This window comes from Mesorhizobium sp. M5C.F.Ca.IN.020.29.1.1, assembly GCF_003997375.1.
Classification (GTDB): domain Bacteria; phylum Pseudomonadota; class Alphaproteobacteria; order Rhizobiales; family Rhizobiaceae; genus Mesorhizobium; species Mesorhizobium wenxiniae.
Genome location: NZ_RZSW01000023.1, coordinates 1 through 26,797 on the forward strand (window position 1 = coordinate 1; position 26,797 = coordinate 26,797).

The 26,797-nt window shown below is 63.8% G+C and carries 22 protein-coding genes and 2 pseudogenes; 10 read left to right on the forward strand and 14 right to left on the reverse strand.

Translation table 11 applies throughout. The annotated features are described in order from the left end of the window. From EOA85_RS38620 to dnaK, 5 genes and pseudogenes are all read right to left on the reverse strand, one after another. Positions 1-106: pseudogene (locus tag EOA85_RS38620) on the reverse strand (orotidine-5'-phosphate decarboxylase); the annotation flags it as partial. Between the two features lie 20 nt (positions 107-126). Further along, a complete protein-coding gene (locus EOA85_RS03650; RefSeq protein WP_065006410.1) occupies positions 127-723 on the reverse strand; it encodes an NADPH-dependent FMN reductase in 597 nt (198 codons plus the stop codon). A gap of 59 nt (positions 724-782) precedes the next feature. Further along, on the reverse strand, positions 783-1,388 hold the full coding sequence (pmtA, locus tag EOA85_RS03655) for a phospholipid N-methyltransferase PmtA (protein ID WP_029347837.1): 606 nt from the start codon (positions 1,386-1,388) through the stop codon (positions 783-785). Between the two features lie 142 nt (positions 1,389-1,530). Beyond that, complete coding sequence (gene dnaJ, locus EOA85_RS03660) at positions 1,531-2,661, reverse strand: molecular chaperone DnaJ (protein ID WP_065006409.1); 1,131 nt, start codon at positions 2,659-2,661, stop codon at positions 1,531-1,533. Between the two features lie 210 nt (positions 2,662-2,871). Then, the gene (dnaK, locus tag EOA85_RS03665; RefSeq protein WP_065006542.1) at positions 2,872-4,788 is read right to left on the reverse strand and encodes a molecular chaperone DnaK; all 1,917 of its coding nucleotides are present in this window, start codon (positions 4,786-4,788) and stop codon (positions 2,872-2,874) included. A gap of 519 nt (positions 4,789-5,307) precedes the next feature. Between dnaK and EOA85_RS03670 the strand changes: the two are divergent. From EOA85_RS03670 to EOA85_RS03685, 4 genes and pseudogenes are all read left to right on the forward strand, one after another. Then, positions 5,308-5,577, forward strand: a pseudogene (locus EOA85_RS03670) (hypothetical protein); the annotation flags it as partial. A gap of 239 nt (positions 5,578-5,816) precedes the next feature. Further along, entirely contained in the window at positions 5,817-6,494 is a 678-nt protein-coding gene (rpe, locus tag EOA85_RS03675) for a ribulose-phosphate 3-epimerase (protein WP_127208409.1), read from the forward strand. 227 nt (positions 6,495-6,721) lie between these two features. Continuing rightward, positions 6,722-8,092: a malonyl-CoA decarboxylase gene (locus EOA85_RS03680; protein ID WP_127208410.1), complete on the forward strand. Its 1,371-nt coding sequence runs from the start codon at positions 6,722-6,724 to the stop codon at positions 8,090-8,092. Further along, positions 8,089-9,615, forward strand: a complete 1,527-nt coding sequence (locus EOA85_RS03685) for a malonyl-CoA synthase (protein WP_127208411.1) — start codon at positions 8,089-8,091, stop codon at positions 9,613-9,615. The genes EOA85_RS03680 and EOA85_RS03685 overlap by 4 nt, the downstream gene beginning before the upstream one ends. An 8-nt stretch (positions 9,616-9,623) precedes the next feature. Here EOA85_RS03685 and nagA read toward each other — a convergent pair whose 3' ends face one another. The 4 genes from nagA to EOA85_RS03705 are packed head-to-tail and all read right to left on the reverse strand — an operon-like array spanning position 9,624 to position 13,499. After that, positions 9,624-10,799 carry an N-acetylglucosamine-6-phosphate deacetylase gene (nagA, locus tag EOA85_RS03690; protein ID WP_127208412.1) on the reverse strand — a complete coding sequence of 392 codons (1,176 nt, stop codon included), beginning with the start codon at positions 10,797-10,799 and terminating at the stop codon, positions 9,624-9,626. Continuing rightward, positions 10,796-11,842: an SIS domain-containing protein gene (locus tag EOA85_RS03695; RefSeq protein WP_095517601.1), complete on the reverse strand. Its 1,047-nt coding sequence runs from the start codon at positions 11,840-11,842 to the stop codon at positions 10,796-10,798. Before EOA85_RS03695 ends, nagA begins: the two co-directional genes overlap by 4 nt. Continuing rightward, complete coding sequence (locus EOA85_RS03700; protein ID WP_095517600.1) at positions 11,839-12,621, reverse strand: GntR family transcriptional regulator; 783 nt, start codon at positions 12,619-12,621, stop codon at positions 11,839-11,841. Before EOA85_RS03700 ends, EOA85_RS03695 begins: the two co-directional genes overlap by 4 nt. Beyond that, entirely contained in the window at positions 12,618-13,499 is an 882-nt protein-coding gene (locus EOA85_RS03705) for an N-acetylglucosamine kinase (protein WP_127208413.1), read from the reverse strand. The genes EOA85_RS03700 and EOA85_RS03705 overlap by 4 nt, the downstream gene beginning before the upstream one ends. Before the next feature lie 199 nt (positions 13,500-13,698). Between EOA85_RS03705 and EOA85_RS03710 the strand changes: the two genes are divergently transcribed. The 6 genes from EOA85_RS03710 (at position 13,699) to EOA85_RS03735 (ending at position 20,025) form a co-directional block, all read left to right on the forward strand. After that, positions 13,699-14,655, forward strand: a complete 957-nt coding sequence (locus EOA85_RS03710) for an N-acetylmuramic acid 6-phosphate etherase (RefSeq protein WP_127208414.1) — start codon at positions 13,699-13,701, stop codon at positions 14,653-14,655. A 2-nt stretch (positions 14,656-14,657) separates the two neighbouring features. After that, positions 14,658-15,917: an ABC transporter substrate-binding protein gene (locus tag EOA85_RS03715; protein WP_127208415.1), complete on the forward strand. Its 1,260-nt coding sequence runs from the start codon at positions 14,658-14,660 to the stop codon at positions 15,915-15,917. A 246-nt stretch (positions 15,918-16,163) separates the two neighbouring features. After that, positions 16,164-17,087 (forward strand): sugar ABC transporter permease, encoded by a 924-nt coding sequence (locus EOA85_RS03720; protein ID WP_127208416.1) that lies wholly within the window; start codon positions 16,164-16,166, stop codon positions 17,085-17,087. A gap of 10 nt (positions 17,088-17,097) precedes the next feature. Next, positions 17,098-17,937, forward strand: coding sequence for a carbohydrate ABC transporter permease (locus tag EOA85_RS03725; protein ID WP_127208417.1), 840 nt, complete (start codon positions 17,098-17,100; stop codon positions 17,935-17,937). Continuing rightward, positions 17,934-18,995 carry a Gfo/Idh/MocA family oxidoreductase gene (locus tag EOA85_RS03730; protein ID WP_127208418.1) on the forward strand — a complete coding sequence of 354 codons (1,062 nt, stop codon included), beginning with the start codon at positions 17,934-17,936 and terminating at the stop codon, positions 18,993-18,995. Before EOA85_RS03725 ends, EOA85_RS03730 begins: the two co-directional genes overlap by 4 nt. A gap of 31 nt (positions 18,996-19,026) precedes the next feature. Beyond that, on the forward strand, positions 19,027-20,025 hold the full coding sequence (locus tag EOA85_RS03735; protein WP_127208419.1) for an ABC transporter ATP-binding protein: 999 nt from the start codon (positions 19,027-19,029) through the stop codon (positions 20,023-20,025). A 208-nt stretch (positions 20,026-20,233) separates the two neighbouring features. Here the strand turns inward: EOA85_RS03735 and EOA85_RS03740 are convergent, their stop codons facing one another. From EOA85_RS03740 to EOA85_RS03760, 5 genes are all read right to left on the reverse strand, one after another. After that, on the reverse strand, positions 20,234-21,079 hold the full coding sequence (locus EOA85_RS03740; protein WP_127208420.1) for a fumarylacetoacetate hydrolase family protein: 846 nt from the start codon (positions 21,077-21,079) through the stop codon (positions 20,234-20,236). A gap of 27 nt (positions 21,080-21,106) precedes the next feature. Beyond that, positions 21,107-21,838, reverse strand: a complete 732-nt coding sequence (locus tag EOA85_RS03745) for an SDR family oxidoreductase (protein WP_127208421.1) — start codon at positions 21,836-21,838, stop codon at positions 21,107-21,109. A gap of 186 nt (positions 21,839-22,024) precedes the next feature. Beyond that, complete coding sequence (locus EOA85_RS03750) at positions 22,025-24,397, reverse strand: aldehyde dehydrogenase family protein (RefSeq protein ID WP_127208422.1); 2,373 nt, start codon at positions 24,395-24,397, stop codon at positions 22,025-22,027. A gap of 216 nt (positions 24,398-24,613) precedes the next feature. Beyond that, a complete protein-coding gene (gene deoC / locus EOA85_RS03755) occupies positions 24,614-25,678 on the reverse strand; it encodes a deoxyribose-phosphate aldolase (RefSeq protein ID WP_127208423.1) in 1,065 nt (354 codons plus the stop codon). Between the two features lie 160 nt (positions 25,679-25,838). After that, positions 25,839-26,666 carry a ferredoxin--NADP reductase gene (locus EOA85_RS03760; protein ID WP_127208424.1) on the reverse strand — a complete coding sequence of 276 codons (828 nt, stop codon included), beginning with the start codon at positions 26,664-26,666 and terminating at the stop codon, positions 25,839-25,841. Positions 26,667-26,797: the final 131 nt, after the last annotated feature.

The window sequence follows — 26,797 nt, forward strand, 5'->3', positions numbered from 1 at the left end:
GGTAGCCGATCTTGTAGAAGGAGACGATCCCGTCGAGCTCACGCACCGCCTTCTCGGCGTCCTCCAGCGTCGGCACGTCGAGGCCGACGATCAGCCTGTCTTGCATGGTGCTGGCGCGCTCCTGGATCACGCCTCGATCCGCGTCGACAGCATGCGCGAGGTTTCGATCAGCGTGCGGCATAGGTGCTCCATCGATCTGTGCAGTCTCTCGTCCCTGAAATTTCCGTCCTCGTCGAAGGCGTTGCCGCCCTCCGGCACCGAGCATTCCGGCGTCACCACCTCCATCTTGCAGCGCACCAGCACGGAGCGCAGATGGTTGATGCAGCGTACCCCGGCGAAATGTCCTTTGGAAGACGAACAAAGGCCGGCGGGCTTGCCGGTGAACGGCCTGAACGACCGCCCGCCATCCATTCGCACGCGGCTCACCCAATCGATGGCGTTCTTGAGCAGCGGCGGGATCGAGCCGTTATATTCGGGCGTCGCGATCAGCAGCCCGTCATGGGCGGCGATCTGCCGGGCAAGCTTGATGGCGTTTTCAGGAATGCCTTTCTCCTTTTCCAGATCCTCGTCGAGAATCGGCAGCGGATAGTCGGCAAGCGAGATGCGGGTTACCTCGGCACCCTGCAGAGCGAGTTCCTTCTGCGCCACATCGGCGGTCCTGCCGCTGTAGGCGCCAGCGCGAATCGAACCTGCGAAGACGAGAATTTTCGGGATCACTGCCATTGGCCATCATTGTCAGCCGACAGGTATAGGCCAGGCACGTCTCAAATACCAAATACTGTTCAATGCGCCGCGCGTCGGTAGATCCACAGCTGCGTTGGCGGGATGTTGCGGATGACGAAATGAAAATGCTCGACCGTGTAGTCGCCGCGGCCGGGCGGGATCGGCGACAGCGGGCCGTAGGTCAGCTGCACGATCGGGCGGCCTGTCGGGATGCGGTCGAGAAGGCTTTCGACATAGGCGATGCGCTGGGCGACCGGGAAATTGAGCAATGGCACGCCGGAGACGACCGAATCGAAGGTCAGGCCGCTCTTGTCACCGAGTGTCGCATCGAGATTGAAGGCGTCGCCCTCGATGACGTTGACGCCGGGATAGAGCTGGCGCAGATGGCGCACGAAATCGGGCGAGTATTCGACTGCGTAGAGATTTTCAGGCTTTACGCCCTGGGCGAGGATGGCTCGGGTGATGACGCCGGTGCCAGGCCCGACTTCGAGCACCGGCAGGCCCGAGTTCGGGTTGACGACGGAGGCCATCTTTCGAGCCGTGGTGGAACTGGTCGGCACGATCGAACCGACCGCCTTCGGCTTGTCGATCCAGCCCTTGAAGAACTTCAGTTCGTCGTCGAACTTTTCCGCCAGCGCCTTTCGCAGTCCGGGACCATGTGCCATGCAAGTTCTCCTGAACGCTCCCCCGAGAGGCTACTTAGCAGCTACGGGGTTCAAGGCAAGGCGGACTCCGGTATAAGATGTTGATGACGCTAGGGAAGCCTCGCCTTGATTGCACTCTACACCGGATTGGCGAGAATAGGCATCAGCGCTCGCCGAAGGTTTCGAAAAAGTCCTTCATGCGGGCGAAAAAGCCGCTCGACTGCGGCGAATTATCCTTCGAGGAAACCTGCTCGAACTCCTCCAGCAACTCGCGCTGGCGGCGGGAAAGGTTTTGCGGCGTCTCGACCGCGGTCTGGATATAGAGGTCGCCGACATTGTGCTGGCGCAGCACCGGCATGCCTTTGCCCTTGAGGCGGAACTGGCGGCCGTTCTGGGTGCCTTCCGGCACTTTCACTTTCGTCTGGGTGCCGTCTAGCGTCGCCACCTCGAAGGAGCCGCCAAGTGCTGCCGTCGTCATCGAGATCGGCACCTTGCAGTAGAGATCGGCGCCGTCGCGCTGGAAGAATTCGTGCGGCTTGACCGCCAGGAAAATATAGAGGTCGCCCGACGGGCCGCCGCGCAGGCCGGCCTCGCCCTCATTGGCAAGGCGGATGCGGGTGCCGTCCTCGATACCGGCCGGGATGTTGACCGACAGCGAGCGCTCCTCGGTGACGCGGCCCTGGCCGGCGCATTTCGGGCACGGCTCCTTGATGGTCTGGCCACGCCCCTGACATTGCGGGCAGGTGCGCTCGATCGAGAAGAACCCTTGCGTGGCGCGTACCTTGCCGTGGCCATTGCACATCGAGCAGGTGACGGGCTGGGTGCCGGGCTTGGCGCCGCTGCCGGAGCATTCCGTGCAGGAGATCGACGCCGGCACGTGAATCTGTGCGGTCTTGCCGGTAAACGCCTCCTCCAGCGTGATTTCCATATTGTAGCGCAGGTCGGCGCCGCGCTCGCGGCCACCTGAGGAGCGGCGCTGGCGCCCGCCCATCATGTCGCCGAAAATATCCTCGAAGATGTCGGCGAAGCCGCCGGCGCCGAAGCCGTGTGCGCCGCCGTTCATGCCGCCCTGTTCAAAGGCGGCGTGGCCGAAACGGTCGTAGGCCGCACGTTTCTGCGGGTCCTTCAGCGTCTCGTAGGCTTCGTTGATTTCCTTGAACTTGTGCTCGCAGGAATGGTCGCCGGGATTGCGATCGGGATGGAACTGCATGGCGAGCTTGCGGAAAGCGCTCTTGAGCTCCTTCTCGTCGGCCCCCTTTTGCACACCCAACGTTTCGTAGAAATCAGCTTTCATCTTTTCCTGCAGTCCGGATATTCAACGTCTTGAAGCCTTGTTGCGTCGTTGCCGGCACGCTGTTCCGATTTAGGTGCGATGGCGCCTGGATGCCAGTGTCGACGCGGGCTTGCTCGCATTTTTCCGATCAAGCCCGCACTTTTTCGGCCAGAGTTGCAAAAAAGCCCGGCTTTGCGCCGGGCCTTCTGCGATAATCTGCCGTCAGGCCGCTCAGGCCGACTTCTTCTTGTCGTCGTCCTCGTTGATTTCCTCGAAATCGGCATCCACCACGTCGCTGTCCTTGGCGGCATCCGCCTTGGCGTCAGCCTCCGCGGCTTCCTTCTGCGAAGCTTCGTACATGGCCTGGCCGAGCTTCATCGAGGTTTCGGCGAGCGCCTGCGTCTTGGCTTCGATCTCGGTCGCGTCGTCGCCTTCGGCAGCGGTCTTCAGCGCCGCGATCGCATCGGCGATCGCCGTGCGGTCGGCCTCGGAAACCTTCTCGCCATACTCCTTCAGCGACTTCTCCGAGGAATGCACCAGCGCCTCGGCCTGGTTGCGGGCCTCGACCAGCGCGCGCCGCTTCTTATCGGCCTCGGCATTGGCTTCGGCGTCCTTCACCATCTTCTCGATGTCGGCGTCCGAAAGGCCGCCAGACGCCTGGATGCGGATCTGGTGCTCCTTGCCGGTGCCCTTGTCCTTGGCCGAGACATTGACGATGCCGTTGGCGTCGATGTCGAAAGTGACCTCGATCTGCGGCACGCCACGCGGCGCCGGCGGAATGCCGACCAGGTCGAACTGGCCGAGCGCCTTGTTGTCGGCGGCCATTTCACGCTCGCCCTGGAAGACGCGGATGGTCACGGCCGACTGTGAATCCTCGGCCGTCGAGAACACCTGGCTTTTCTTCGTCGGGATCGTCGTGTTGCGTTCGATCAGCCGCGTGAACACGCCACCCAGCGTCTCGATGCCAAGCGACAGCGGCGTCACGTCGAGCAGCAGCACGTCCTTGACGTCGCCCTGCAGCACGCCGGCCTGGATGGCGGCGCCCAATGCGACGACCTCATCCGGATTGACGCCCTTGTGCGGCTCCTTGCCGAAGAACTGCTTTACGATCTCCTGGATCTTGGGCATGCGGGTCATGCCGCCGACCAGGACGACCTCGTCGATTTCGCCGGCCTTGAGGCCGGCATCCTTGAGCGCCGCCTTGCAGGGATCGATCGTGCGCTGGACGAGATCCTCGACCAGGCTCTCGAACTTCGCACGCGTCAGCTTCAGCGTCAGGTGCTTGGGACCGGTGGCATCGGCAGTGATGAAGGGCAGGTTGATCTCGGTCTGCGTCGTCGACGACAGCTCGATCTTGGCCTTTTCGGCTGCTTCCTTGAGGCGCTGAAGGGCGAGCTTGTCGCTCCGCAGATCGATGCCCTGTTCCTTCTTGAATTCGGCCGCCAGATATTCGACCAGACGCATGTCGAAATCCTCGCCGCCGAGGAAGGTGTCGCCATTGGTCGACTTCACCTCGAAGACGCCGTCGCCGATTTCGAGCACCGAAATGTCGAACGTACCGCCGCCAAGGTCATAGACGGCAATAGTCTTGCCTTCCTTCTTGTCGAGGCCGTAGGCAAGTGCGGCCGCGGTTGGCTCGTTGATGATGCGCAGCACTTCCAGGCCGGCGATCTTGCCGGCATCCTTGGTGGCCTGGCGCTGGGCATCGTTGAAATAGGCCGGAACGGTGATGACCGCCTTCTCGACCTTCTCGCCGAGATAGGCTTCCGCCGTTTCCTTCATCTTCTGCAGGATCATTGCCGAGATCTGGCTGGGCGACTGCTTCTTGCCGCCGGCCTCGACCCAGGCGTCGCCATTGTCGCCCTTGACGATCTTGTAGGGGACAAGCTTCTTGTCCTTTTCCGTCACCGGATCGTCATAGCGACGGCCAATCAGGCGTTTGACCGCGAAGATGGTGTTTTCGGGATTGGTGACCGCCTGGCGCTTGGCCGGCTGGCCGACGAGGCGCTCGCCGTCGCTGTTGATGGCGACGATGGAAGGGGTCGTGCGCGCGCCTTCCGCATTCTCGATGACCTTCGATTCCTTGCCGTCCATGATGGCGACGCAGGAGTTGGTGGTCCCCAGATCGATACCGATTACTTTTGCCATTTTTCTAATCTCTCCGCTAAGCAGGCTCTCAGGACCCGTACAGGCGTTCCGACGAAAGCCCCTGTTCACAAGAAATTCCGCTTCGGCAACCGGCATTCCGGCGCGCCGAACGGCTTGGCGCGTATATAAGAACAGGCTGCGCGGCGCGCAAGCATTCTGCGCAAGGCATCCAACATCCTTTTCTTGGGCCGGCCGGAGTTCTCCGGCCATGGCTCCCATGAACCTTTCCGCGTCGGTTCGCGACTGACACCCAGATGCGCCGCGTGGTGCGGCCCGGAAAAAGGAAAGGCCCATGACTGGAAATCCAGAGGCTCCGCGGTTTGCGGGAACTCGGTGCGACCACCGCTTCCGGGATCGGCTCGACGCGCTGGGCTTCCGCTGATTCCGTTGACCCCACCATAAGAGCCGACGTATCGTGATTATGAGGAAAGCAGACAATTCGATCAGGGAAAAACGTGCCGGAACGTCGCGCCTTGCCCTGATTTGCGCGGAAACGCCGGATGTTTCTCCCGTCGCCCCCCGACACTTGCCGAACAGCTTGCCGGCGGCGGGCCGCTCGCCATGCACGGCGTGCAGATCACGCTGACGGCGCTGGTCAGGCCGGCCAACGTCCCGCCCTTCGGCTCATGGTTCGTCGACTTCGACGGCTATTTCGAAAACCCCGAGGTTGAACTTCATGTCGGCGACGTCGAGGTCTTGCACCCCTGCGAGGGCCGTGCCGGCTATTACGAGCAGATACCGGGCGGCGGTTACCTGCCGCCTTTCTATCCGCCCGACTTTCCGCCCCCGGTGGCGCGCCTGCCGAGCAAAAGCAACGGATTCCACGACAGCAGAATCCGGCGCGCAACAGCATATTTAACTAACCATTCGCACCACAAGACCCCGCCGGAGCAATCCGGCGGGGTCTTGGTGCCGACATCTGACGCCATCGCGCCAGGAACAAACCGGCTTCCCCTTTTCGGGATCATGGTCTAGCAGTCGACCCAGACGATGCGCCCGCAACCACGGGCCCCTGGAAAGGCCGGATCATGAGCAAAAAAACCCTGATCGCGCCATCGGTGCTTGCGTCGGATTTTTCGAAGCTCGGCGACGAGGTCGAGGCGGCGGCGGCGGCCGGCGCCGACTGGATCCATCTCGACGTCATGGACGGGCATTTCGTGCCCAACATCACTTTCGGCCCACCGGTGATCAAGGCGATCCGCAACCGCACCAGGGCCTTCTTCGACTGCCATCTGATGATAGCGCCGGCCGACCCCTATCTGGGGGCTTTCGCCGAAGCCGGCTGCGACGGCATGACAGTGCATGCCGAGGCCGGGCCGCATCTCGACCGTTCGCTGCAGACGATCAGGAACCTCGGCAAGAAGGCCGGCGTGTCGCTCAATCCGGCGACGCCGGAATCGGCGGTCGAATATGTGCTCGACCGGCTCGATCTGATCCTGATCATGACCGTCAATCCGGGTTTTGGCGGCCAAGCCTTCATTCCGGGAGTCGTCGACAAGGTGAAGCGGGTGAAGGCGCTGATAGGCAATCGGCCGATCCGGATCGAGATCGACGGCGGCATCTCGCCGCAAACGGCACCTTTGGTCACCGCCGCCGGCGCCAGCGTGCTGGTCGCCGGTGCAGCCATCTTCAAGGGCGGCAGCGTTGAAGCCTATCGGGGGAACATCGAGGCGATCAGGACAGCGGCCGACCGGGCGGCCCGCTGACGCTGCCGGCCGTCATTACCAGAACGCGTCGACTCGTCAGCCGGTCAGGAATTCGTTGGCCGACGCCGGTGCGCTTGTGTTCGTGACATACGGTCCCCCAGCCAAAAATGTCTTTGTCCATTTTTGGGCAATTTTATTGGCATAACAGAAACTACATCCATATTCTCTGTCTCACCCTGATGCCTCTTCGGACCATCCCGCAGGGCTCCTCTCCGACGGTCGGATCGATGAACCGCAGCCCTTTTTTCGCTGACCTGCTGAACACCATCGCCGATCGCGGCCGGATGATGCTGAACCTCGTTCGCGGTGACGAGCCGGTCTCGGCCGACAGCCTGGGGCGTCTGTGCGCCCGTCTGCTTTCCAGCCAGGGCGAGGCATCGGGCGTCGCCTATGCCCGGGAAATCCTTGAGCGCTGGCGCACCCTCGGCGCCGACGGAAGGCTGGCTTTCCTGCATGTGCTGCGCGATCGCTTCGGCACCGATCATGCCAAGCTTGCCGCCGCGGTGGATGCCTATCGCGCCGCGCCCGACGATCGCTCGGCACTTACCCTGCATGATGCCGCCGAACCGGCAAGACAGGAGCTTCTGCGCCGCCTGAACCTGGCGCCCCGCGGCATCGAGACGCTGGTGCGCATGCGCCAGGATCTGCTTGCCCGGCTGCCCACATCGCCCGATCTCGCCATCGTCGATGCCGACTTCACGCACCTCCTGTCGTCATGGTTCAACCGCGGCTTCCTGGTGCTGCGGCGGATCGACTGGTCGACGCCAGCCAACATTCTGGAAAAAATCATCCGCTACGAGGCGGTGCACGCCATCCACACCTGGGACGATCTGCGCCGCCGGATCGAACCCGACGACCGGCTCTGCTATGCGTTCTTTCATCCACAGCTCGGTGACGAGCCGCTGATCTTCGTCGAGGTCGCGCTCACCCGGGCGATGCCGACGACAATCGCCGAGCTGCTTGCCGACGAGCGGCCGCTGGTGCAGCCACGGCAGGCCACGACGGCAGTGTTCTATTCCATCTCCAACTGCCAGGACGGCTTGCGCGGCATCTCGTTCGGCAACTTCCTGATCAAGCAGGTGGTCGAGGACCTGCGCCGCGACCTTCCCAGCCTGACGGATTTCGTCACACTGTCCCCGGTGCCGGGCTTTGCCCGCTGGCTGGCCGAGCGGGCCGAAACCATCCCCTCCGCCGCCGAAGTGCTGGACCTAGTCGCCAACCAGGGTTGGCACGCGGATGCTGCCATGCGCGACCGCGTGGGCCAGGCCCTGCTTCCTCTTGCGGCACAGTATTTCCTCGAAGCCCGCACCGCCTCCGGCAAGGTGATCGATCCGGTCGCCCGGTTCCATCTCGGCAATGGCGCGCGGCTGGAGCGCATCGACCTTTTCGGCGACCTGTCGCCCCGCGCCTTACGTCAGGCGCATGGCCTGATGGTCAATTATCGCTACAAGCTCGACGATATCGAGAAGAACCACGAGCTGTTCGCCGCCAGGAACGATGTGGCGGCCGCGCCCGCTGTGCGCCGCCTGCTGCCGAAACCGGCGAGACCGGCCGCACCACCGCTTCCGGCGGCTGCCCAGACTCGGAGGGATGCATGAGCAACCATTTGTTCGACGCTTTCCGCGCCGGGATGCCGGCGCCCGAGCGTCTGTTGATGGAGACGGATGACGGGCGCTCGATCTTCTATGGCGATATGCTGGCGCAGTCCGCGCAACTGGCACATGCGCTTCTGCAATTGGGCGTCGAACCCGGCGACCGCGTCGCCGTCCAGGTCGAGAAGAGCCCCGAGGCGATCCTGCTCTATCTCGCCTGCCTGCGTGCCGGTGCGGTCTTCCTACCGCTCAACACCGCCTATACGCTGACCGAGCTCGAATACTTCTTCGGCGATGCCGAGCCGCGGCTGGTCGTCTGCGATCCGGCACGGGCAGCCGATATCGGGGCCTTGGCGGAGAGATCGGGCGCTATCGCACTCACGCTCGGCGGCAATGGCGAAGGCTCGTTGATGGATCAGGCCTCGCGGCGGTCTTCGGACTTCCGCGACGTGGTGCGCGGGCCGGACGATCTTGCGGCGATCCTGTACACGTCGGGGACCACCGGCCGCTCGAAAGGCGCCATGCTCAGCCATGAGAACCTCGCCTCGAATGCGCGGGTTCTGGTCGACCAGTGGCGCTTCACTGCCGCAGACGTCTTGATCCACGCGCTGCCGATCTTCCACACGCACGGCCTCTTCGTCGCCACCAACGTCATCCTGATGGCCGGCGCCTCGATGCTGTTCGAAACCAGGTTCGACCCGGCCCGCATCGTCTCGCTGCTGCCGCGGGCCACGGCGCTGATGGGCGTGCCGACCTTTTATGTGCGCCTGTTGCAGCAGGACGGCTTGAACCGGCAAGCGGCGAAAAACATCCGCCTGTTCGTTTCCGGATCGGCGCCGCTGCTGGCCGAGACGCACAAGGCCTGGCGCGAGCGCACCGGCCATTCGATCATCGAGCGCTACGGCATGACCGAGACCAACATGAACACGTCGAACCCCTATGATGGCGAGCGGCGCGCCGGCACGGTCGGCTTCCCCTTACCCGGCGTCGCGCTGCGCATCGCCGACCCCGACAGCGGCGAAACACTTGCCCAGGGCGAGGTCGGCATGATCGAGGTGAAGGGCCCCAATGTCTTCGGCGGCTATTGGCGCATGCCGGAAAAGACCAAGGCGGAATTCCGTGATGACGGTTTCTTCATCACCGGGGATCTCGGCCTGATCGACGCCGGCGGCTATGTCCACATCGTCGGGCGCGGCAAGGATCTGATCATTTCCGGCGGCTACAACATCTATCCGAAGGAGGTCGAGAGCGAGATCGACGCGCTGCCCGGCGTCGCCGAAAGCGCTGTCGTCGGCGTTGCCCATCCGGATTTCGGCGAAGGCGTCACCGCGATCGTGGTGCGGACGCCGGCCTCGACAATCACCGCTGCCGAGATCGTCGGCGCCATCGCCGGGCGGCTGGCGAAATACAAGCATCCGAAGCAGGTGATCTTCGTCGACGAACTGCCGCGCAACACGATGGGCAAGGTGCAGAAGAACCTGCTGCGCGAAACCTACAAGGACCTCTACGCTCCGGCCAAAGCCGGCTGATGTTAAGGTTACACCCAGTTGGCGCCGACCCCGAAAACCCTGTCGCCTTCTATCCAGACGCCCTTGACGTCCAATTCGTCCGACAGCGCAACGATATCGGCGGCGGTGCCGTTGGCGAACCGCCCGAGCCGGTGCGACTGACCGATCGCCTGCGCCGGATAGAACGAAGCCATGCGCAGCGCTTCCGAAAGGTCCAGTCCGACGACGCGGTGGACGAAGCGCACGGCGGAGATCATGTCGAGATCGGCGCCCGCCAGCGTCCCGTCGGCTAGCCGCAGGCTACCGTCCTTGCGGTAGACGGTGCGGCCGTTCAGCGTGAACGAGGTCATATCGGTGCCGATCGTCGCCATGGCGTCGGTGACCAGGAAAATTTTTGCCGGACCCTGCTTGGCGCGCAGCGCGATGGCCATGGTGGCGGGATCGACATGGATGCCGTCGGCGATGATGCCGGCAAACAACGTGTCCGTATCGATGGCAGCACCCGCCAACCCCGGCTCACGATTGCCGATCTGGCTCATCGCGTTGAACAGATGGGTGACCATTGTTGCGCCGGCATCGGCGAACGCGCGCGCCTTGGCATAGCCGGTGTCGGAATGGCCGAGGCTGACGACGATGCCGGCCTCGGCGAGCGCCGAAATGCGTACGGTGTCGACGGATTCCGGCGCGATCGTGGTCAACAGTACCGGCAGAGTTTTCCGCGTCGCAATCAGCATCGCCTGGTCGGCATCCAGCATCGGCCGGATCAGCGCCGGATCATGCGCGCCCTTGCGGGCGATCGACAAATGCGGGCCTTCGAGATGCAGGCCCAAAAAGCCAGGCACCTTTTGCTTTCCGGCCTCCGCTCCGGCGGCAACCGCCGCCGCGGTGATCTCAGGCGTGTCGGTGATCAGCGTCGGCAACAGCGCGGTCGTGCCGAACGGCGCGTGCGCCCGGCAGATGGTTTCGATCGAGGCGACATCAGGATGGTCGTTGAGCATGACCCCGCCGCCGCCATTAACCTGCAGGTCGACGAAGCCCGGCGCAAGCATGCCGCCGCCGGTTTCGATACGCTCGACACCGGATGGAACGGCGCCGACGGCAACGATGGCTTCGACGAGGCCGTCACGCACGACAAGCGCGGCATCGTCGTGCCAGTCGTCGCCGTCGAATATCCGGGCCCCAGTCAGGGCAAAACGGTCGCTCATATGGTTTCCGTCACCTTGCGCAGATTGGGCGGCGTGTCCGGGTCGAGGCCGCGATGGCGGGCAAAGGCCTCGACGAAGCCATAGAAGGACACGATCAGCGCCAGCGGGTCGGTCAGCGGATGGCCGGTGGCGACATGCGGCAGGTGCTGAGCACTTTTCGCCTTGTCTGAGGTCACAAAGACGGCCGCGCCCTTGGCCGCCAGGCTGTCGGCGGCCTCGGCAACCGACGGCTCGGAAGCATCGCGGGCGGCGAGCGCCAGCACCGGGAAATCAGGCCCGACCAGTGCCAGCGGGCCATGCATCACTTCGGCAGCACTATAGGCCTCGGCGTGCATGGCACAGGTTTCCTTGAACTTAAGCGCTGCTTCATTGGCGATGGCAGCGGACGGACCGCGACCTAGGATGAACAGCGATTTCGGCGTCTCAAGGGCGCTGGCCAGCGCCATCCAGTCGCAGGCGATCGCCTTGCGGAAATGTTCCGGCAAATGGGCGAGCGCCGCCAGCAACTTGTCGTCGCCGGTGCTATGCGCCATCAAAGCGAGGCCGGCGACGGCCGAATTGACGAAGGTCTTCGTCGCGGCGACGCTGCGTTCCGGGCCGGCCAGAATGTCGATCGCATAATCGGAGGCCCGCGCCAGCGGCGAATCGGCGGTGTTGGTGATGGCGACGGTCAGCGAACCGCCGGCTCTCGCGGCCTGCGCCATGGCGACGATGTCCGGGCTCTTGCCCGACTGCGAGATCGCCAGGCAAGCCGAGCCGCCGAGCTTGAGCTTGGCGCCATAGATCGAGGCGATCGATGGGCCGACCGAAGCGACGGCGAGGCTGGCGGTCAGTTCCACGGCATACTTCATGAAGGTGGCGGCATGGTCGGAGGAGCCGCGCGCCACGGTGACGACGAACTGCGGATCGCGCTCGCGAATGCCGCGCCCGGCCTCCGTCAGCACCGCTGCCGAGCCGTCGAGCAGGCGCGCGGTGGCCTCCGGGATCTCCTCGATCTCGCGCCGCATATGGGTGTCACCCTTTTGGCTGCTCGTCGCGCTCATGGCCGGCCCTCTTCGCCCGGCCCGCTCAGCCGGAGTTCGGCGACGAAATCATAGGCGTCGCCTCTGTAGATGGAGCGGGTGAATTCGATAACCTTGCCGCTCGCCAGATAGGAAATACGCTCGATGTGCAGCCCGGCAATGCCTGGCGGCACTTCGAGCAGGCGCGCGTCGTCGTCGCCGAGATTGGCCGCGGAGATGCGCTGCACCGCCCGCACCGGCCGGAAGCCGGTCGTTTCCAGCGCCGCATAGAGCGACGACCCAATTCCTGCCGGGTCCGGCAGCACGCTGGCCGACAGTGCGGCGCGTTCGATCGCCAGCGGCGTATCGTTGGCGATGCGCAGGCGCGCTACGCGTGCCACCAGCTCGTTCGACGACAGGCCAAGCACCATCATCTCGTCCGGCGAGGGCGCATAGAGGCCGCGATCGAGCCAGGCTGAACGGACAGCCATGCCGCGCCGCGCCATGTCCTCGGTGAAGGACGTCAGCCGCGACAGCGACTGCTCGACGCGCTCCATACGCGGCGCGACGAAGGTGCCGGAGCCGTGGCGCTGGACGAGGATGCCGCCCTTGACCAGGTCCTGCACCGCCTTGCGCACGGTGACGCGCGAAATGTCCGCCATGCTGGCGATGTCGCGCTCGGAAGGCAGCGCGTCGCCCGGTCCGATCAGGCCGCGATTGACCGCGTCCTCGATGCTCTTCCTGAGCTGCAGATAAAGCGGTGCGCCGCTTTGCGCCGAGTGTTTCAGGGTCGCGAAGATCTGGTCGGCGGCTTCGCTCATCGTGCCCCCTCCGCAGTCATCGAGAAGACACGAACCGCCATCTGCACCGCGCCGCCCAGCGCATCGTCGAGCGGCGGCTTCAGCAGCGCCCGGTAGCGCGCCGACAGGCGTGGTGCATAGAGCGGCGCCAGTCCGCCGAGCAAGCAGAGCGGATCGTTGCTGCCGAGATCGAGCACGCCAAGTGCGGCCTCGACATCGGCGACCGCCTTGTCGAGGATCCAGTTGGCGACGACATCGCCCTTTTCGGCATGCTCGAAGACCTTGGGCGCGAAGCCGCCGAAATCGCCCGGCTTGGCGTTGGTGGTGAACTCGACCAAATCCTCGGGATTGTTGCGGAAGATGGCGAGTATGGCCTGTGTCAGCCGCGATCCCTGGCGAATGCCGTCATAGGCGAGCAGCGTCTGTTCGAGCAGGTCGCGGCCGATGCGGGCGCCGCTGCCCTGGTCGCCGACCTGGAATCCCCACCCGCCGATGGCGCGCGACTTGCCTTGTCTGCGCGCCATGTAGGCGGTGCCGGTGCCGAGGATGGCCATGGCGCCGTCACCGGAGCCGACCGCGCCTTCCAGGGCGATCTCGGCGTCGGTCTCGACACGGCTGATGCTGAACGGCAGGATTGCTTCGAGCTGCTGCCTGTAGGTGCCGACATTGGCGCCGGCGAGGCCGAGGATGGCCGGGGTTTGCGGGATCATTTCGGGGTCTTGTCCGGCGGCGACAAAGGCCTGTTTTGCCGCCTCGACGATGTTGGCCCTGGCGCCGGTTAGATCGGTGCGGATGTTGGCCGCGCCACTCTTGGCGCGGCCGACGACGGTGCCGTCCACTGTTGCCAGGGCCGCCCTGCAGCTGGTGCCGCCGCCATCGATGCCAAGCACGAAATTCACGCGATTTCTCCTCCCGGCGGATAATACCAATAAAATACCAATAGCCAAGGATTAATTTCCGTTTCAAAAAGATTAAGCCGCATCTGGTTGAAAAACCTGCGTATTTTGCCCGAAAGCCAATTCCGAGGCAGGGAAATCGCTAATGCGTGTGGACAAGTGGTATTTTTTTGGTATGGTTTTCTGGATTGGAGGAAAGCGGATGGCCGAAACGCGCACCGAAGCGCTTCACCAGAATGCCGAGGGGCTGGACATCCAGGCCCCGGACGCCATCCTTTCCTCTTTGGCCAATGCGCAGATCGAGGCCGCCAAGGCGGTGCACGTCGCCATTTCTGCCATCGCCAAAGCAGCCGAAATCATCGCCAGCAGGCTGAACAACGGCGGCAAGCTCGCTTACGCGGCAGCCGGCAGCTCGGGCCTGATGGCGCTGGCCGATGCGCTGGAGCTGCCGGGTACCTTCGGCATTCAGCGCGACCGTATCGCCATCCTGATTGCCGGTGGCGACGATGCCTTCAAGACACTGGCCGGCGGACCGGAGGACGACACCGACGAAGCCTCGGCAGCGGTTGCCGCTGCCCGCATCGGCGAGGGCGACTGCCTGATCGCGGTCTCGGCCAGCGGCTCGACACCTTATGCGGTCAGAGCGATCGAGGACGCCAGACGCCGCGGCGCGGCAACCATCGCCATCGCCAATAACAAGGATGCGCCGCTGCTTCGGCTGGCCGATATCGCCATATTGCTCGAGACACCGCCGGAGCTGATCGCCGGCTCGACGCGCATGGGCGCCGGCACCGCCCAGAAGATCGCGCTCAACATGCTGTCGACGCTGGCCGCCATCCATCTTGGCCATGTGCATGACGGCTACATGGTCAACCTCATGGCCGACAACATCAAGCTGCGCGACCGCGCCGCACGCATCGTCGCCGCCATCAGCGGGCGCGACAGGGAGGATGCGGCGCGCCTGCTCGAGAAGAGCGGCGGCGGCGTCAAGACCGCCATTCTGCTCGCCGCCGGCGCCGCCAGCGCCGATGCGGCCGAGAAGATACTGGAAGGGACCGGCCAGAAGCTGCGCCCGGCGCTTTCCGCGATCGAGGGGAGCATGGGGCAGAAAGCCTCTGTTCTCAAAGCCGAACCTGAAAAAGGTCAACAGGGAGACTGAGCATGACAACGAAACTACTGACGGCACTTCTTCTTGGCACCAGCATTCTCGGCTCCGCCGGAATGGCTTATGCCCAGGATGTAACGCTCAACATCGAGAGCTGGCGCGGCGATGACCTCGCCATCTGGAAGGACAAGCTGATCCCGGCTTTTGAGGCCAAGAACCCCGGCATCAAGGTGGTGTTCGCGCCGTCGGCGCCGACCGAATATGACGCCGCGCTCGGCGCCAAGCTCGCCGCCGGCTCGGCGGGCGACCTGATCACCTGCCGACCGTTCGACAAGTCGCTGGAACTCTTCAAGAAGGGCAACCTCGCCGATATTTCGACGCTGCCCGGCATGGAGAATTTTTCCGACGTCGCCAAGGCCGCCTGGCAGACCGACGACGGCAAGGCGAGCTTCTGCGTGCCGATGGCTTCCGTCATCCACGGCTTCATCTACAACAAGGACGCCTTCGACCAGCTCGGCATCAAGGTGCCGACGACGACTGAGGAGTTCTACGCCGCGCTGGACAAGATCAAGGCCGACGGCACCTACATCCCGATGGCGATGGGCACCAAGGATCTCTGGGAAGCCGCGACCATGGGCTACCAGAACATCGGCCCGAACTACTGGAAGGGGGAGGAAGGCCGTCTGGCGCTGATCAAGGGCGAGCAGAAGCTGACCGACCCGCAGTGGGTAGCGCCGTTTGCCGAACTCGCCAAGTGGAAGCCCTATCTCGGCGACGGCTTCGAGGCGCAGACCTATCCTGACAGCCAGAACCTATTCACGCTCGGCCGTGCCGCCATCTACCCGGCCGGCTCTTGGGAGATCGCGCTGTTCAACACCCAGGCTCAGTTCAAGATGGGCGCATTCCCGCCGCCGGTGCAGAAGGCCGGCGACACCTGCTACATCTCCGACCATACCGACATCGGCATGGGCCTCAATGCGGCCTCGAAGAACGCGGGTGCGGCCAAGACCTTCCTGACATGGGTCGCCTCGCCGGATTTCGCCACCATCTACGCCAACGCGCTGCCGGGCTTCTTCAGCCTGAACAACACCCCTGTGAAGATGGAAGACCCACTGGCCCAGGAATTCGTTTCCTGGCGCGACAAGTGCAAGCCGACGATCCGTTCGACCTACCAGATCCTGGGGCGCGGTACGCCGAACCTCGAGAACGAGACGTGGGTTGAATCGGCCAACGTCATCAACGGCACGGTCACGCCGGAAGCTGCCGCCAAGAAGCTGCAGGACGGCCTCGACAGCTGGTACAAGCCGGCGAAGTAAGAGCCAAGGCAGAGCGCTGCGATCTCCCCCCTTGAGGGGGAGATGTCGCCGAAGGCGACAGAGGGGATTGGTGGAGGCAGGCTGCGACCTGATCGTTGCTGGAAAGCACGGTCGATACCACGATGGCGCACTGCCTTGGCCGACCTCACCCGCCTCGCTCCGCGAGGCACCCTCCCCTCAAGGGGGAGGGATGCGCCGCGCCCCTTGGCGGCAATTGCAAGAACCTGATCGGCGGGGACCGAACGCATGGCCGCAGCACCGAAACGACCGTTCCGCTGGCATATCGTCGTCTTCCTGGCGCCGGCGGTGCTGGTCTATACGGCGATCATGATCCTGCCGCTGGCCGGCACGCTGCAGCTCGCGCTGTTCCGCAACATCAACCAGTCCCAGGTTTTCGTGGGGCTGGACAACTTCCGCACGCTGTTCGGCGACCCTAACTGGTCCGTGGGCTTCTGGAATGCGCTGAGGAACAATGTCTGGTTCTTCATCATCCACATGGTGGTGCAGAACCCGATCGGTGTGCTTCTGGCGGCGCTGCTGTCCAGCCCGAGGCTGAGATTCTCGGCGTTCTACCGTACGGCGATCTTCGTCCCCACGATCCTGTCCTTCGTCATCGTTGGCTTCGCCTGGAAGCTGATCCTGTCGCCGCTCTGGGGCGTGGCGCCGAATCTGATGGATCTTGTCGGCCTGAAAAGCCTGTTCACGCCGTGGCTGGGCAAGGAGCAATTTGCGCTGACCACGCTCAGCCTGATCTCGGTGTGGCAGTTCGTCGGCATCCCGATGATGCTGATCTACGCTGCGCTGCTGTCCATCCCTGAGGAGGTGATCGAAGCGGCCGAATGCGACGGCATATCAGGCATGTCGCAGTTCTGGAAGATCAAGCTGCCGCTGATCCTGCCGTCGATCGGCATCATCTCGATCCTGACCTTCGTCGGCAATTTCAACGCCTTCGACCTGATCTACACCGCGCAAGGCGCGCTGGCCGGGCCGAATTATTCGACCGACATTCTCGGCACCTTCCTCTACCGCGCCTTCTTCGGTTTCCAGCTGCAGATCGGCGATCCCAACATGGGCGCGGCGATCGCCACGATGATGTTCCTGATCATCCTTGGCGGCGTCTGCGTCTACCTCTTCCTCGTCCAGACGCGCCTGCGTCGCTACCAGTTTTAGGGGGCCAGACATGAGCACGGCAACCCACTCCCTGCCCCGCACCCTCGGCGCCCATGCGGTGCTGTTGACCTACACGGTGATCGCACTGTTTCCGGTGATCATCGTCATCATGAATTCGTTTAAATCCCGCGCGGGTATCTTCGGCGCGCCGCTGACGCCGCCGACCCCGAAAACCTTCGACCTGATCGGCTACACCACCGTCATCGGCCAGGGCGACTTCATCCACTATTTCCAGAACAGCCTTGTCGTCACCGTCGCCTCGCTGTTCTTCGTGCTGCTGTTCGGCGCGATGGCCGCTTTCGCGCTGTCGGAATATCGCTTCCGCGGCAATTCGCTGATGGGGCTTTACCTGGCGCTCGGCATCATGATCCCGATCCGCCTCGCCACCGTCGCCATCCTGCAGCTGATGGTGACGAGCGGGCTGGTCAACACGCTGACGGCGCTGATCCTGGTTTATACGGCGCAGGGCCTGCCGCTCGCCGTCTTCATCCTGTCGGAGTTCATGAAGCAGGTATCCGACGATCTGAAGAATGCCGGGCGCATCGACGGTCTGTCCGAATACACCATCTTCTTCCGGCTGGTGCTGCCGCTGGTCCGGCCATCGATGGCGACGGTCGCGGTCTTCACCATGATCCCGATCTGGAACGATCTGTGGTTCCCGTTGATCCTGGCGCCGTCGGAGGAGACCAAGACGGTGACGCTCGGCGCCCAGCTATTCCTCGGCCAGTTCGTCACCAACTGGAACGCTATCCTGGCCGCACTGTCGCTGGCGATCATGCCGGTGCTGATCCTCTACGTCATCTTCTCGCGGCAACTGATCCGCGGCATTACTTCGGGAGCGGTCAAGTGAGCGCCGAAAAACCCCTTCGCGTCGTCGTCGCCGGGCTTGGCAATATGGGCCGCAGTCATGCGCTGGCCTATCACACCAATCCGGGGTTTGAGATCGCGGCGCTGATCAACCGTTCGGACGTGCCGCTGCCGGCCGGGCTTTCCGCGTATGATATCAGGCGCTCCTTCGACGAGGCGCTGCGCGACGAAAGCCCCGATGTCGCCTGCATCGCCACCTATTCCGACAGCCATGCCGACTATGCGGTGAGGGCATTCGAGGCCGGCTGCCATGTCTTTGTCGAAAAGCCGCTGGCGACGACGGTGGCGGATGCCAAACGCGTCGTCGCGGCTGCCAGGGCCAACGGCAGAAAACTGGTGATCGGCTACATCCTGCGCCATCACCCTTCCTGGATCAGGCTGATCGCCGAGGCGCGGAAGCTCGGCGGCCCTTACGTGTTCCGCATGAACCTCAACCAGCAATCCTCAAGCCATAGCTGGGAGACGCACAAGCAATTGATGCGCACGACATCGCCGATCGTCGATTGCGGCGTGCATTATCTCGACGTGATGCTGCAGATCACCGACGCCCGGCCGGTCGAGGTGCGCGGCATGGGGCTGAGGCTGACCGACGAGATAGCGCCCACGATGTACAATTACGGTCACCTGCAGGTGCTGTTCGACGACGGCTCGGTCGGCTGGTACGAGGCCGGCTGGGGGCCGATGATCTCGGAGACAGCCTTCTTCGTGAAGGACGTGATCTCGCCCAATGGCTGCGTGTCGATCGTCATGAAAGAGGGCGTCAAATCCGACGACATCGACACCCATACCAAGACCTCGACCATCCGCCTGCACAGTGCGGCGACCGACGCGGACGGCAAGTTCGCCAAGCCGGATGAGACACTGTCGATGGAAGGCGAACCCGGCCATCAGGATCTCTGCGACCTCGAACAGGCTTTTCTGCTCAGAGCGGTCCGCGAGGATCTGGACCTCACCCGCCATATGGACGACGCGGTGAAGTCGCTCGCCGTCTGCCTTGCCGCCGACGAGAGCGTTCGCAGCGGCGCCCCAATCAGACTCTAGACCAGTCAAACTCTAGAACAGGAACGAAGCCGTGGGCTCGCTGAACATCGAGAATGTGAAGAAGGCTTTTGGGCCGGTCGAGGTGCTGAAGGGCATCAACCTCGAAGTGACCGATGGCGAATTCGTCGTCTTCGTCGGCCCCTCCGGCTGTGGCAAGTCGACTCTGCTCAGGGTCATCGCCGGGCTGGAGGATTCGACCTCGGGCCGCGTGGTCATCGACGGGGCGGACGTCTCCGCAACCCCGCCGGCCAAACGCGGCATCGCCATGGTGTTCCAGACCTACGCGCTCTACCCGCATCTGACGGTGAAGAACAATATGGGACTTGGCCTCAAGCAGGCGGGCACGCCGGCGGCCGAGATCGACCGCCGCATCGGCATCGCTTCCTCGATGCTGTCGCTGGAGCCCTATCTCGCAAGGCGGCCGGCCGAGCTTTCCGGCGGCCAGCGCCAGCGCGTCGCTATCGGCCGTGCCGTGGTGCGTGAGCCCAAGCTTTTCCTGTTCGACGAGCCGCTATCCAACCTCGATGCAGCACTGCGCGTCAACACCAGGCTGGAGATCGCGCAATTGCACCGCCGGCTGAAGGCGACGATGATCTATGTCACCCACGACCAGGTCGAGGCGATGACGCTGGCCGACAAGATCGTCGTGCTCAACGCCGGAAAGATCGAGCAGATCGGCGGACCGATGGAGCTTTATAATTCGCCGGCGAATGAGTTTGTCGCCGGCTTCATCGGCTCACCGAAGATGAATTTCGTCGACGGCGCCAGGCTTGGCGAGACGGCGAAGACCATCGGCGTCCGTCCCGAGCATTTGACCGTCGATGCGAGATCCGGCGCCTGGAAAGGCACGGTCGTCCATGCCGAGCATCTCGGCGCCGACACCAACCTTTATCTCGACTGCGAGAAGGCCGGGCTGATCACCGTGCGCATTTTTGGCGTCTACAACGCCGAGCCTGGTGCTACGCTTTATGCGACGCCGGATCCGGCAAAGACGTACCGGTTCGGGGCGGATGGGAAGGTGTTGAAGTAGCGGGTGCCGACTCCCCTTCTCCCCTTGTGGGAGAAGGTGGCCGAGCGAAGCTCGGTCGGATGACGGGGGTTGGAAGGATCGCTACGCTGAAGGCGTAAGCGACTAAAATCCTTCGATGTTTTCTCGCCGCGTTTCTTCCAGAACCCCTCATCCGTCTCGGCGCTGCGCGCCGATCCACCTTTCTCCCACAAGGGAGAAGGAAGAGCGCCTATACGTCCGCCTTGAACGTCTGCCTCTGCATGCCCAGTCCTTCGATGCCGAGCTCCACAACGTCGCCGGCCTTCAGGAAGACCGGTGGCTTCATGCCGAGGCCGACGCCGGGCGGCGTGCCGGTCGAGATGATGTCGCCCGGATGCAGCGACATGAACTGGCTGAGATAGGAAACCAGGTAGGCGACGCCATAGACCATGGTCTTGGTCGAGCCGTTCTGCATCGTCTTGCCGTTGACCTTCAGCCACATCGGGATGTTCTGCGGGTCTTTCACCTCGTCCTTGGTCACCAGCCACGGGCCGATCGGCCCGAATGTGTCGCAGCTTTTGCCCTTGGTCCACTGGCCCTGCCGTTCGGCCTGGAAGGCCCGTTCGGACACGTCGTGTGCGACGCAATAGCCGGCGACATAGTCCAGCGCCTCGGCCTCGGTGACATATTTCGCGGTCTTGCCGATAACCACGCCTAGCTCGACCTCCCAATCGGTCTTCACAGAGCCGCGCGGGATCAGCACGTCGTCGTCCGGTCCAACGATGGCCGAGCTCGCCTTCATGAAGATGATCGGCTCCGGCGGCACCGTGGCGCCGGTCTCGGCGGCATGGTCGGAATAGTTCAGGCCGATGCAGATGAACTTGCCGGTCCCGGCGACGCAGGCGCCAATGCGCGGCTTGCCGGGAACCGCCGGCAGCGATTTCGGATCGAGCTTCGACAATGTCTCAAGCGATGCCGGGTCGAGCGCCTTGCCGGCAATGTCGGTGACATGGGCGGAGAGGTCACGGATCGTCCCATCCGCATCGAGCAGGCCGGGGCGTTCGCTCCCCGCCTCGCCATAGCGCAGCAGTTTCATAGAATTCTCTCCTTGATTGAGGTGAGCTTAAATCGACCAGCCACCGTCGATATTATAAGCCTGCCCCGACGTATAGGTGGCGCCGGCCAGATAGACGGCGAGATCGGCGATTTCCTCGGGCGTGCCGAGGCGGCCCATCGGCTGGCGGGCGATGAAGGCAGCGCGGGCCGCCTCGTAGTCGCCCTGCGCGTGCATGCGGTCCTGCAGCGACGGGCTTTCGACCGTGCCCGGGCAGATGGCGTTGCAGCGTATGCCCTTGCCGACATAATCGGCGGCAATCGATTTGGTCAGGCCGATGACGGCCGCCTTGGTCAGGCCGTAGACGAAGCGGTTGGGCACGCCCTTGGTCGAGCCCGCCAACGACGCCATGTTGATGATCGAGCCGTCGCCGCGCTCCAGCATGCCGGGCAGCACGGCGCGGATGGTGCGGATCATCGAGCGGACATTGAGATCCAAAGCAAAGTCGAGATCGGCGTCCTTCATCTCGAGGATCGAGCCCGAATGGACGAAGCCGGCGCAGTTGAACAGCACATCGACGGCGCCGATCTCGGCGAAGGCCGACGTCACGGCCTCGTCGTTCAGCACGTCGAGCTTGCGGGTCTTGATGCCAGCCGTCTTGCCAAGTTCGGCTAGCATCACCTCATTGATGTCGGTGGCATGGACGACAGCGCCCGCCCTGGCGAAAGCCAGCGCGCTCGCACGGCCGATGCCTTGTGCCGCCGCTGTGACGACAACGATCTTGCCGGCCAGATCCGCCATGCTTTTCTCCTCTGTGGCCGCCGGTTCTTACTGGCACGCGGCCAAGGCGCAATGTGCCAGATAGGCACTATCATGCCGCCTGTATTGCTGTTAGCTTAGGGGCAAATGTTTTTTCTCGGTAAAGAACATCTTTTGTGCCGTCAAGCCCGAACGCTTCTAGTCCGACGCCGCGCGAATGGCGACCGTTCAGTCGCCGTAAGGCACCCAGACGTTTTTAACCTCGACGGCACGGCGCAGAAAGGCATCGCCGGCGGCCTCGGTCGACGCCCAGTCGAGGCTGCGGCCGTTGCCGGTCCAGACGCGCTTGAGATTGCCGACGGACTCGGCTTCGGCGTTGGCACAGGTCTCGGCATCGGCGAACACCCAGAGCCCGTCGACATCGTCGTGCCTGGCCAGCACGCCGGTGAGCTCGGCGCTGCGGCCGGTTACGATGTTGATGGCGCCGGCCGGAACGTCGGAATATTCGATGATCTGATAGAGATCGGTGGCAAGCAGCGGATACTTTTCCGATGGCAGCGCGACGACGGTGTTGCCCATGGCGAGCGCCGGCGCGGCCAGCGAGATCAGGCCGAGCAGGGGCGCATTGTCGGGTGCCACGATGCCGACGACGCCGACCGGCTCATGCAGTGCCAAAGTGACGGCGCGGGCCGGCGGCTGGTGGACGCGGCCCTCGAACTTGTCGGCCAAGCCGGCATAGAGGAACAGCCGCTCGATCGACAGCTCGACTTCTTCGCGCGCCGCCTTCGCGGTGGCGCCGGTCAGCTCTGTGAGACGCGCCGCAAACTCGTCGGCACGGCCGGACAGGTTTTCGGCCAGATAGTAAAGCACCTGGCTGCGGTTGTAGGCGGTCGCCTCCGGCCAGCCCTTGCAGCCACGTGCAGCCGCGACGGCATCACGGACATCCTTGCGGCTGCCGAGACCGACCTCGCCGGCAAGCTTGCCCTTGGCGCTGGCGACGGCAAGCGAATAATTGCCGTCCGGCCTGACCTGCTTGCCGCCGATGAACAGCTTTGCCGTGCGATCGATAGTGTCGCCTTCCGCCTGCTCGACAGGCTGTGTCGTAGCCACTGCCGGCTTGATGGCCGGGCCGAGCGGCAGTTTTGCCGAGAGATATTCGAACATGCCCTCGCGCCCGCCTTCGCGGCCAAAACCGCTCTCGCGGTAGCCGCCGAAGCCGCAGGCGGCGTCGAACATGTTGGTGCCGTTGACCCAGACGACGCCGGCCTTCAATTGCGGCGCGACGTGCAGGGCGAGGTTGACGTTCTCGCTCCACACCGAGGCGGCCAAGCCGTAGCGCGTGTTGTTGGCGAGCTCGACCGCTTCCTCGGTGTTGCGGAAGGTCATTGTCGCCAGCACCGGGCCGAACACCTCCTCCTGCGCCAGGATGTTGGCCGGCGAAACGCCTGTCGCCAGCGTCGGCAGATGGTAATAGCCGGAAGCCGGCAGCGCCACATCCGGCTGCCAGCAGACGGCGCCCTGCTTGGCCCCTGCGGCGACCAGCCCCTTGACGCGGTCGAGCTGGGTCAAGTCGACCAGCGGCCCGATATCGGTGTTCTTGTCGAGCGGGCTGCCGACGCGCAGCCGGCTCATCCGCGTCTTGACCTTGGCGATGAAGGCTTCGGCGACGCCTTCCTGGACCAGCAGGCGCGAGCCGGCACAGCAGACCTGGCCCTGGTTGAACCAGATGCCGTCGACCAGTCCCTCGACGGCGCTGTCGAGATCGGCGTCCTCGAAGACGACGAAGGCCGACTTGCCGCCAAGTTCCAGCGACAATTTCTTGCCCGATCCGGCAGTGGCTTTGCGGATGATCTTGCCGACCTCGGACGAGCCGGTGAAGGCGATCTTCTGGATGCCGGGATGATTGACGATTGCCGCACCCGCCTCCGGCCCGCCGTGGACGATGTTGACGACGCCCTTCGGCACGCCTGATCGTTCGCAGATCTCGGCGAACAGGATGGCGGTGAGCGGCGTGAACTCGGCCGGCTTGAGCACCACGGTGCAGCCGGCGGCCAGCGCCGGCGCGATCTTCCAGGCCAGCATCAAGAGCGGGAAATTCCACGGGATGATCTGGCCGACGACGCCGACGCCCTTCTGATCCGGAAAATCCTTGTCCAGAGCCTGCGCCCAGCCGGCATGGTGGATGAAATGGCGGATGGCCAGCGGCACGTCGATGTCGCGGCTTTCGCGGATCGGTTTGCCGTTGTCGATCGATTCCAGCACCGCGAACAGCCGCTGGTGGCGCTGCATGGCGCGGCCGATGGCGTAGAGCGCTTTGGCTCGGCTGTAGCCGGAGCTGGCGCTCCATCTCGGCAGCGCTTTTGTGGCGGCCGAAACCGCCGCATCGATATCGGCAGCACCGGCATCCGAGACCTTGGCCAGCAATTTGCCGGAGGCGGGATCGCTGGTGTCGAAAGTCTTGCCGCCGCTGGCCGCCTTCCAGTCGCCGCCGATGAACAGCGCTTTGGAAAAATCGCGCGCAGCAAGCCACGCATCGGCCTCATTGCGGGCCTCCGGCGCCGGACCGTAGTCCATGGCATGATAGCGTTCGAGAATGTTCACGGAGCGCTCCTCTTCAGCGAGGCAGGCGATCCTTCGCGCCCCCCTCTGTCCTGCCGGACATCTCCCCCACAAGGGGGGAGATCGGACTTCATGTTTGGCTGCGGCCATTCTGCAACGTCAGCAGTTGGCGAAATCGCCGATGACAGCCAATCTCCCCACGAGTGGGGAGGACAGAGGGGGGCGCGACGGAACTCTACGTTCAAAGCTAGGTCCGCCCTACGCCATCGCGTGGCGATGATTGGCCGAATAGTGACCGGTCAGATGGTGTTCGAGCTGGCGCTCGATGTCGGTCAAAAGGCTCGACGCGCCGAAGCGGAACAGGTCCGGCTCCAGCCATCGCCGTCCCAGTTCTTCCTTCATCAGCACCAGCCAGTCGAGCGACGCCTTTGCCGTGGATATGCCGCCGGCCGGCTTGAAGCCGATGAGATAGCCGGTTTCCTCGAAATAGGCGCGGATGGCGCGCACCATGGCAAGGCCGACGGGCAGCGTCGCGTTGACGCTTTCCTTGCCGGTCGAGGTTTTGATGAAATCGGCGCCCGCCATCATCGCCACCATCGACGCCAGCATGACGTTGCGCAGCGTGGCGAGATCGCCGGTACCGAGAATGACCTTGAGATGCGCCTCGCCGCAGGCGGCGCGCATCGCAACGATCTCGTTATAGAGTTCCTGCCATTTCGCTCCGAAGACCAGGCCGCGCGGAATGACGACGTCGATCTCGTCGGCGCCCTCGCTCACCGAAGCTTCGATCTCCTGCAGACGCGTCGACAGCGGGGTGAGGCCGTGCGGGAACGCAGTGGATACGGCGGCGACATGGATGCCGCTGCCGCGCAGCGCATCGACGGCGGTGGCGACGAAGGGATGATAGACGCAGACCGCCGCCGGGCGGATCTTTTCACCTGTAATGCCGAGACCTTCGACGATGTCGCGGCGGAACGGATTGACCGCCTTGGCGCAGAGCCGGCGCACGCGCTCGTCGGTGTCGTTCGAGTTCAGCGTGGTCAGGTCCATGCAGGCGACGGCGCGCAGCAGCCAGGCGGCCTGGTTGTCGGCCTTGATCGAGCGTCGTTTGGTCAGACTGGCGACACGCCGTTCCAGCGCCGAGCGGTTGACGCTGCGCATCGATTCCATGAAGCCGAGATCGAGCTTCATGCCGGGGTTGCGGGCAATGCCGTGCGCTTGCGACACCGGCGCGTTGGCGGCGGTGCGCGCCGGCAGCGGCGTGACCTTGGGCGCGCCCAACCTGTCGGCACCGAGATCGGCCTCGCGGATTGTGCTGCTCATCTCCTGCCCCTTTGTTCAGCGACGTCCACCGAGAATAGCCCGCGAAGCAGCGCTTCACGAGTCCTTCAAGCGGTCATAGTTGAAAAAGGCCGCGAAAGCAGCAGATTTTTGACCGTATGGTCAAACCCGCTTGAGGCGGGCGCCGAAGCGCCCCGCCGTCTCAGCCGACGAAGGCGCGCTCGACGACGAAGCTCGCCGGATGATGCAGCGAGCCTTCCTCGAAGCCGAGGCTTTCGGCCAGTTCCTTGACATCCCTAAGCATATGCATCGAGCCGCAGATCATTATTCGGTCGGTCTCGGGGTCGAGCTTGTCGATGCCGAGATCGGTATAGAATTTTCCCGAACCGATCAGCGCGGTGATGCGGCCCATGCGCTTGGAGGTTTCGCGCGTCGTCGAATTGTAGAGCGTGACGCGGCCACCGGTCAGCTCGCCGATCAGGGGGTCGTTCTCCAGCTCTGCAACCAGCTCCTGGCCGTAGGTGAGTTCGGCATTGTCGCGGCAAGTGTGGGTCAGGATCACCTGCTCGAATTTTTCATAGGTGTCTGGATCGCGCAGCAGGCTGGCGAAGGGCGCGATGCCGGTGCCTGTCGAGATCATGAACAGGCGCTTGGCCGGGGTCAGCGCGTCGACCACCAGCGTGCCGGTCGACTTCTGCCGCATGATGACGGTGTCGCCGATCTGGATCTTCTGCAGTTGCGAGGTCAGCGGGCCGTCCGGCACCTTGATCGAAAAGAATTCCAGTTCGTCGTCCCAGGCAGGGCTGGCGATCGAATAGGCGCGGAACACCGGTTTCTCGGCGTTTGGCAGGCCGATCATGACGAATTCGCCGGAGCGGAAACGCAGCGATTGCGGCCGGGTGATGCGGAACGAAAACAGCCGGTCGGTATAGTGCTTCACCGAGACGACGGTTTCGGCATAGACATTGGCCGGTATAGGAAACTGCAGCGGCCGGGCGCCGGCGGTGTTGAGCGTTGATATGGTGTTCATCAAACCTAACCTTCTGGCCAACCCGAGGGCGCTGACGCCAAACCTTCTCCTGCGCGCCCGAACCGATCAGGTCCCGGCGTGCCCGTTTGCACGGTAAGCTCTTGTGTCCCGAATTTATTAGTATACAAATG

Bases quoted from the DNA above. Each gene is read 5' to 3' on its own strand.
- EOA85_RS03760 (WP_127208424.1), bottom strand. From the start codon at position 26,666: ATGAACACCATATCAACGCTCAACACCGCCGGCGCCCGGCCGCTGCAG.
- dnaK (WP_065006542.1), bottom strand. From the start codon at position 4,788: ATGGCAAAAGTAATCGGTATCGATCTGGGGACCACCAACTCCTGCGTC.
- dnaJ (WP_065006409.1), bottom strand. From the start codon at position 2,661: ATGAAAGCTGATTTCTACGAAACGTTGGGTGTGCAAAAGGGGGCCGAC.
- EOA85_RS03740 (WP_127208420.1), bottom strand. From the start codon at position 21,079: ATGAAACTGCTGCGCTATGGCGAGGCGGGGAGCGAACGCCCCGGCCTG.
- EOA85_RS03650 (WP_065006410.1), bottom strand. From the start codon at position 723: ATGGCAGTGATCCCGAAAATTCTCGTCTTCGCAGGTTCGATTCGCGCT.
- EOA85_RS03745 (WP_127208421.1), bottom strand. From the start codon at position 21,838: ATGGCGGATCTGGCCGGCAAGATCGTTGTCGTCACAGCGGCGGCACAA.
- EOA85_RS03725 (WP_127208417.1), top strand. From the start codon at position 17,098: ATGAGCACGGCAACCCACTCCCTGCCCCGCACCCTCGGCGCCCATGCG.
- EOA85_RS03700 (WP_095517600.1), bottom strand. From the start codon at position 12,621: ATGAGCGAAGCCGCCGACCAGATCTTCGCGACCCTGAAACACTCGGCG.
- EOA85_RS03680 (WP_127208410.1), top strand. From the start codon at position 6,722: ATGAACCGCAGCCCTTTTTTCGCTGACCTGCTGAACACCATCGCCGAT.
- EOA85_RS03715 (WP_127208415.1), top strand. From the start codon at position 14,658: ATGACAACGAAACTACTGACGGCACTTCTTCTTGGCACCAGCATTCTC.
- EOA85_RS03685 (WP_127208411.1), top strand. From the start codon at position 8,089: ATGAGCAACCATTTGTTCGACGCTTTCCGCGCCGGGATGCCGGCGCCC.
- rpe (WP_127208409.1), top strand. From the start codon at position 5,817: ATGAGCAAAAAAACCCTGATCGCGCCATCGGTGCTTGCGTCGGATTTT.
- pmtA (WP_029347837.1), bottom strand. From the start codon at position 1,388: ATGGCACATGGTCCCGGACTGCGAAAGGCGCTGGCGGAAAAGTTCGAC.
- EOA85_RS03720 (WP_127208416.1), top strand. From the start codon at position 16,164: ATGGCCGCAGCACCGAAACGACCGTTCCGCTGGCATATCGTCGTCTTC.
- EOA85_RS03695 (WP_095517601.1), bottom strand. From the start codon at position 11,842: ATGAGCGCGACGAGCAGCCAAAAGGGTGACACCCATATGCGGCGCGAG.
- nagA (WP_127208412.1), bottom strand. From the start codon at position 10,799: ATGAGCGACCGTTTTGCCCTGACTGGGGCCCGGATATTCGACGGCGAC.
- deoC (WP_127208423.1), bottom strand. From the start codon at position 25,678: ATGAGCAGCACAATCCGCGAGGCCGATCTCGGTGCCGACAGGTTGGGC.
- EOA85_RS03710 (WP_127208414.1), top strand. From the start codon at position 13,699: ATGGCCGAAACGCGCACCGAAGCGCTTCACCAGAATGCCGAGGGGCTG.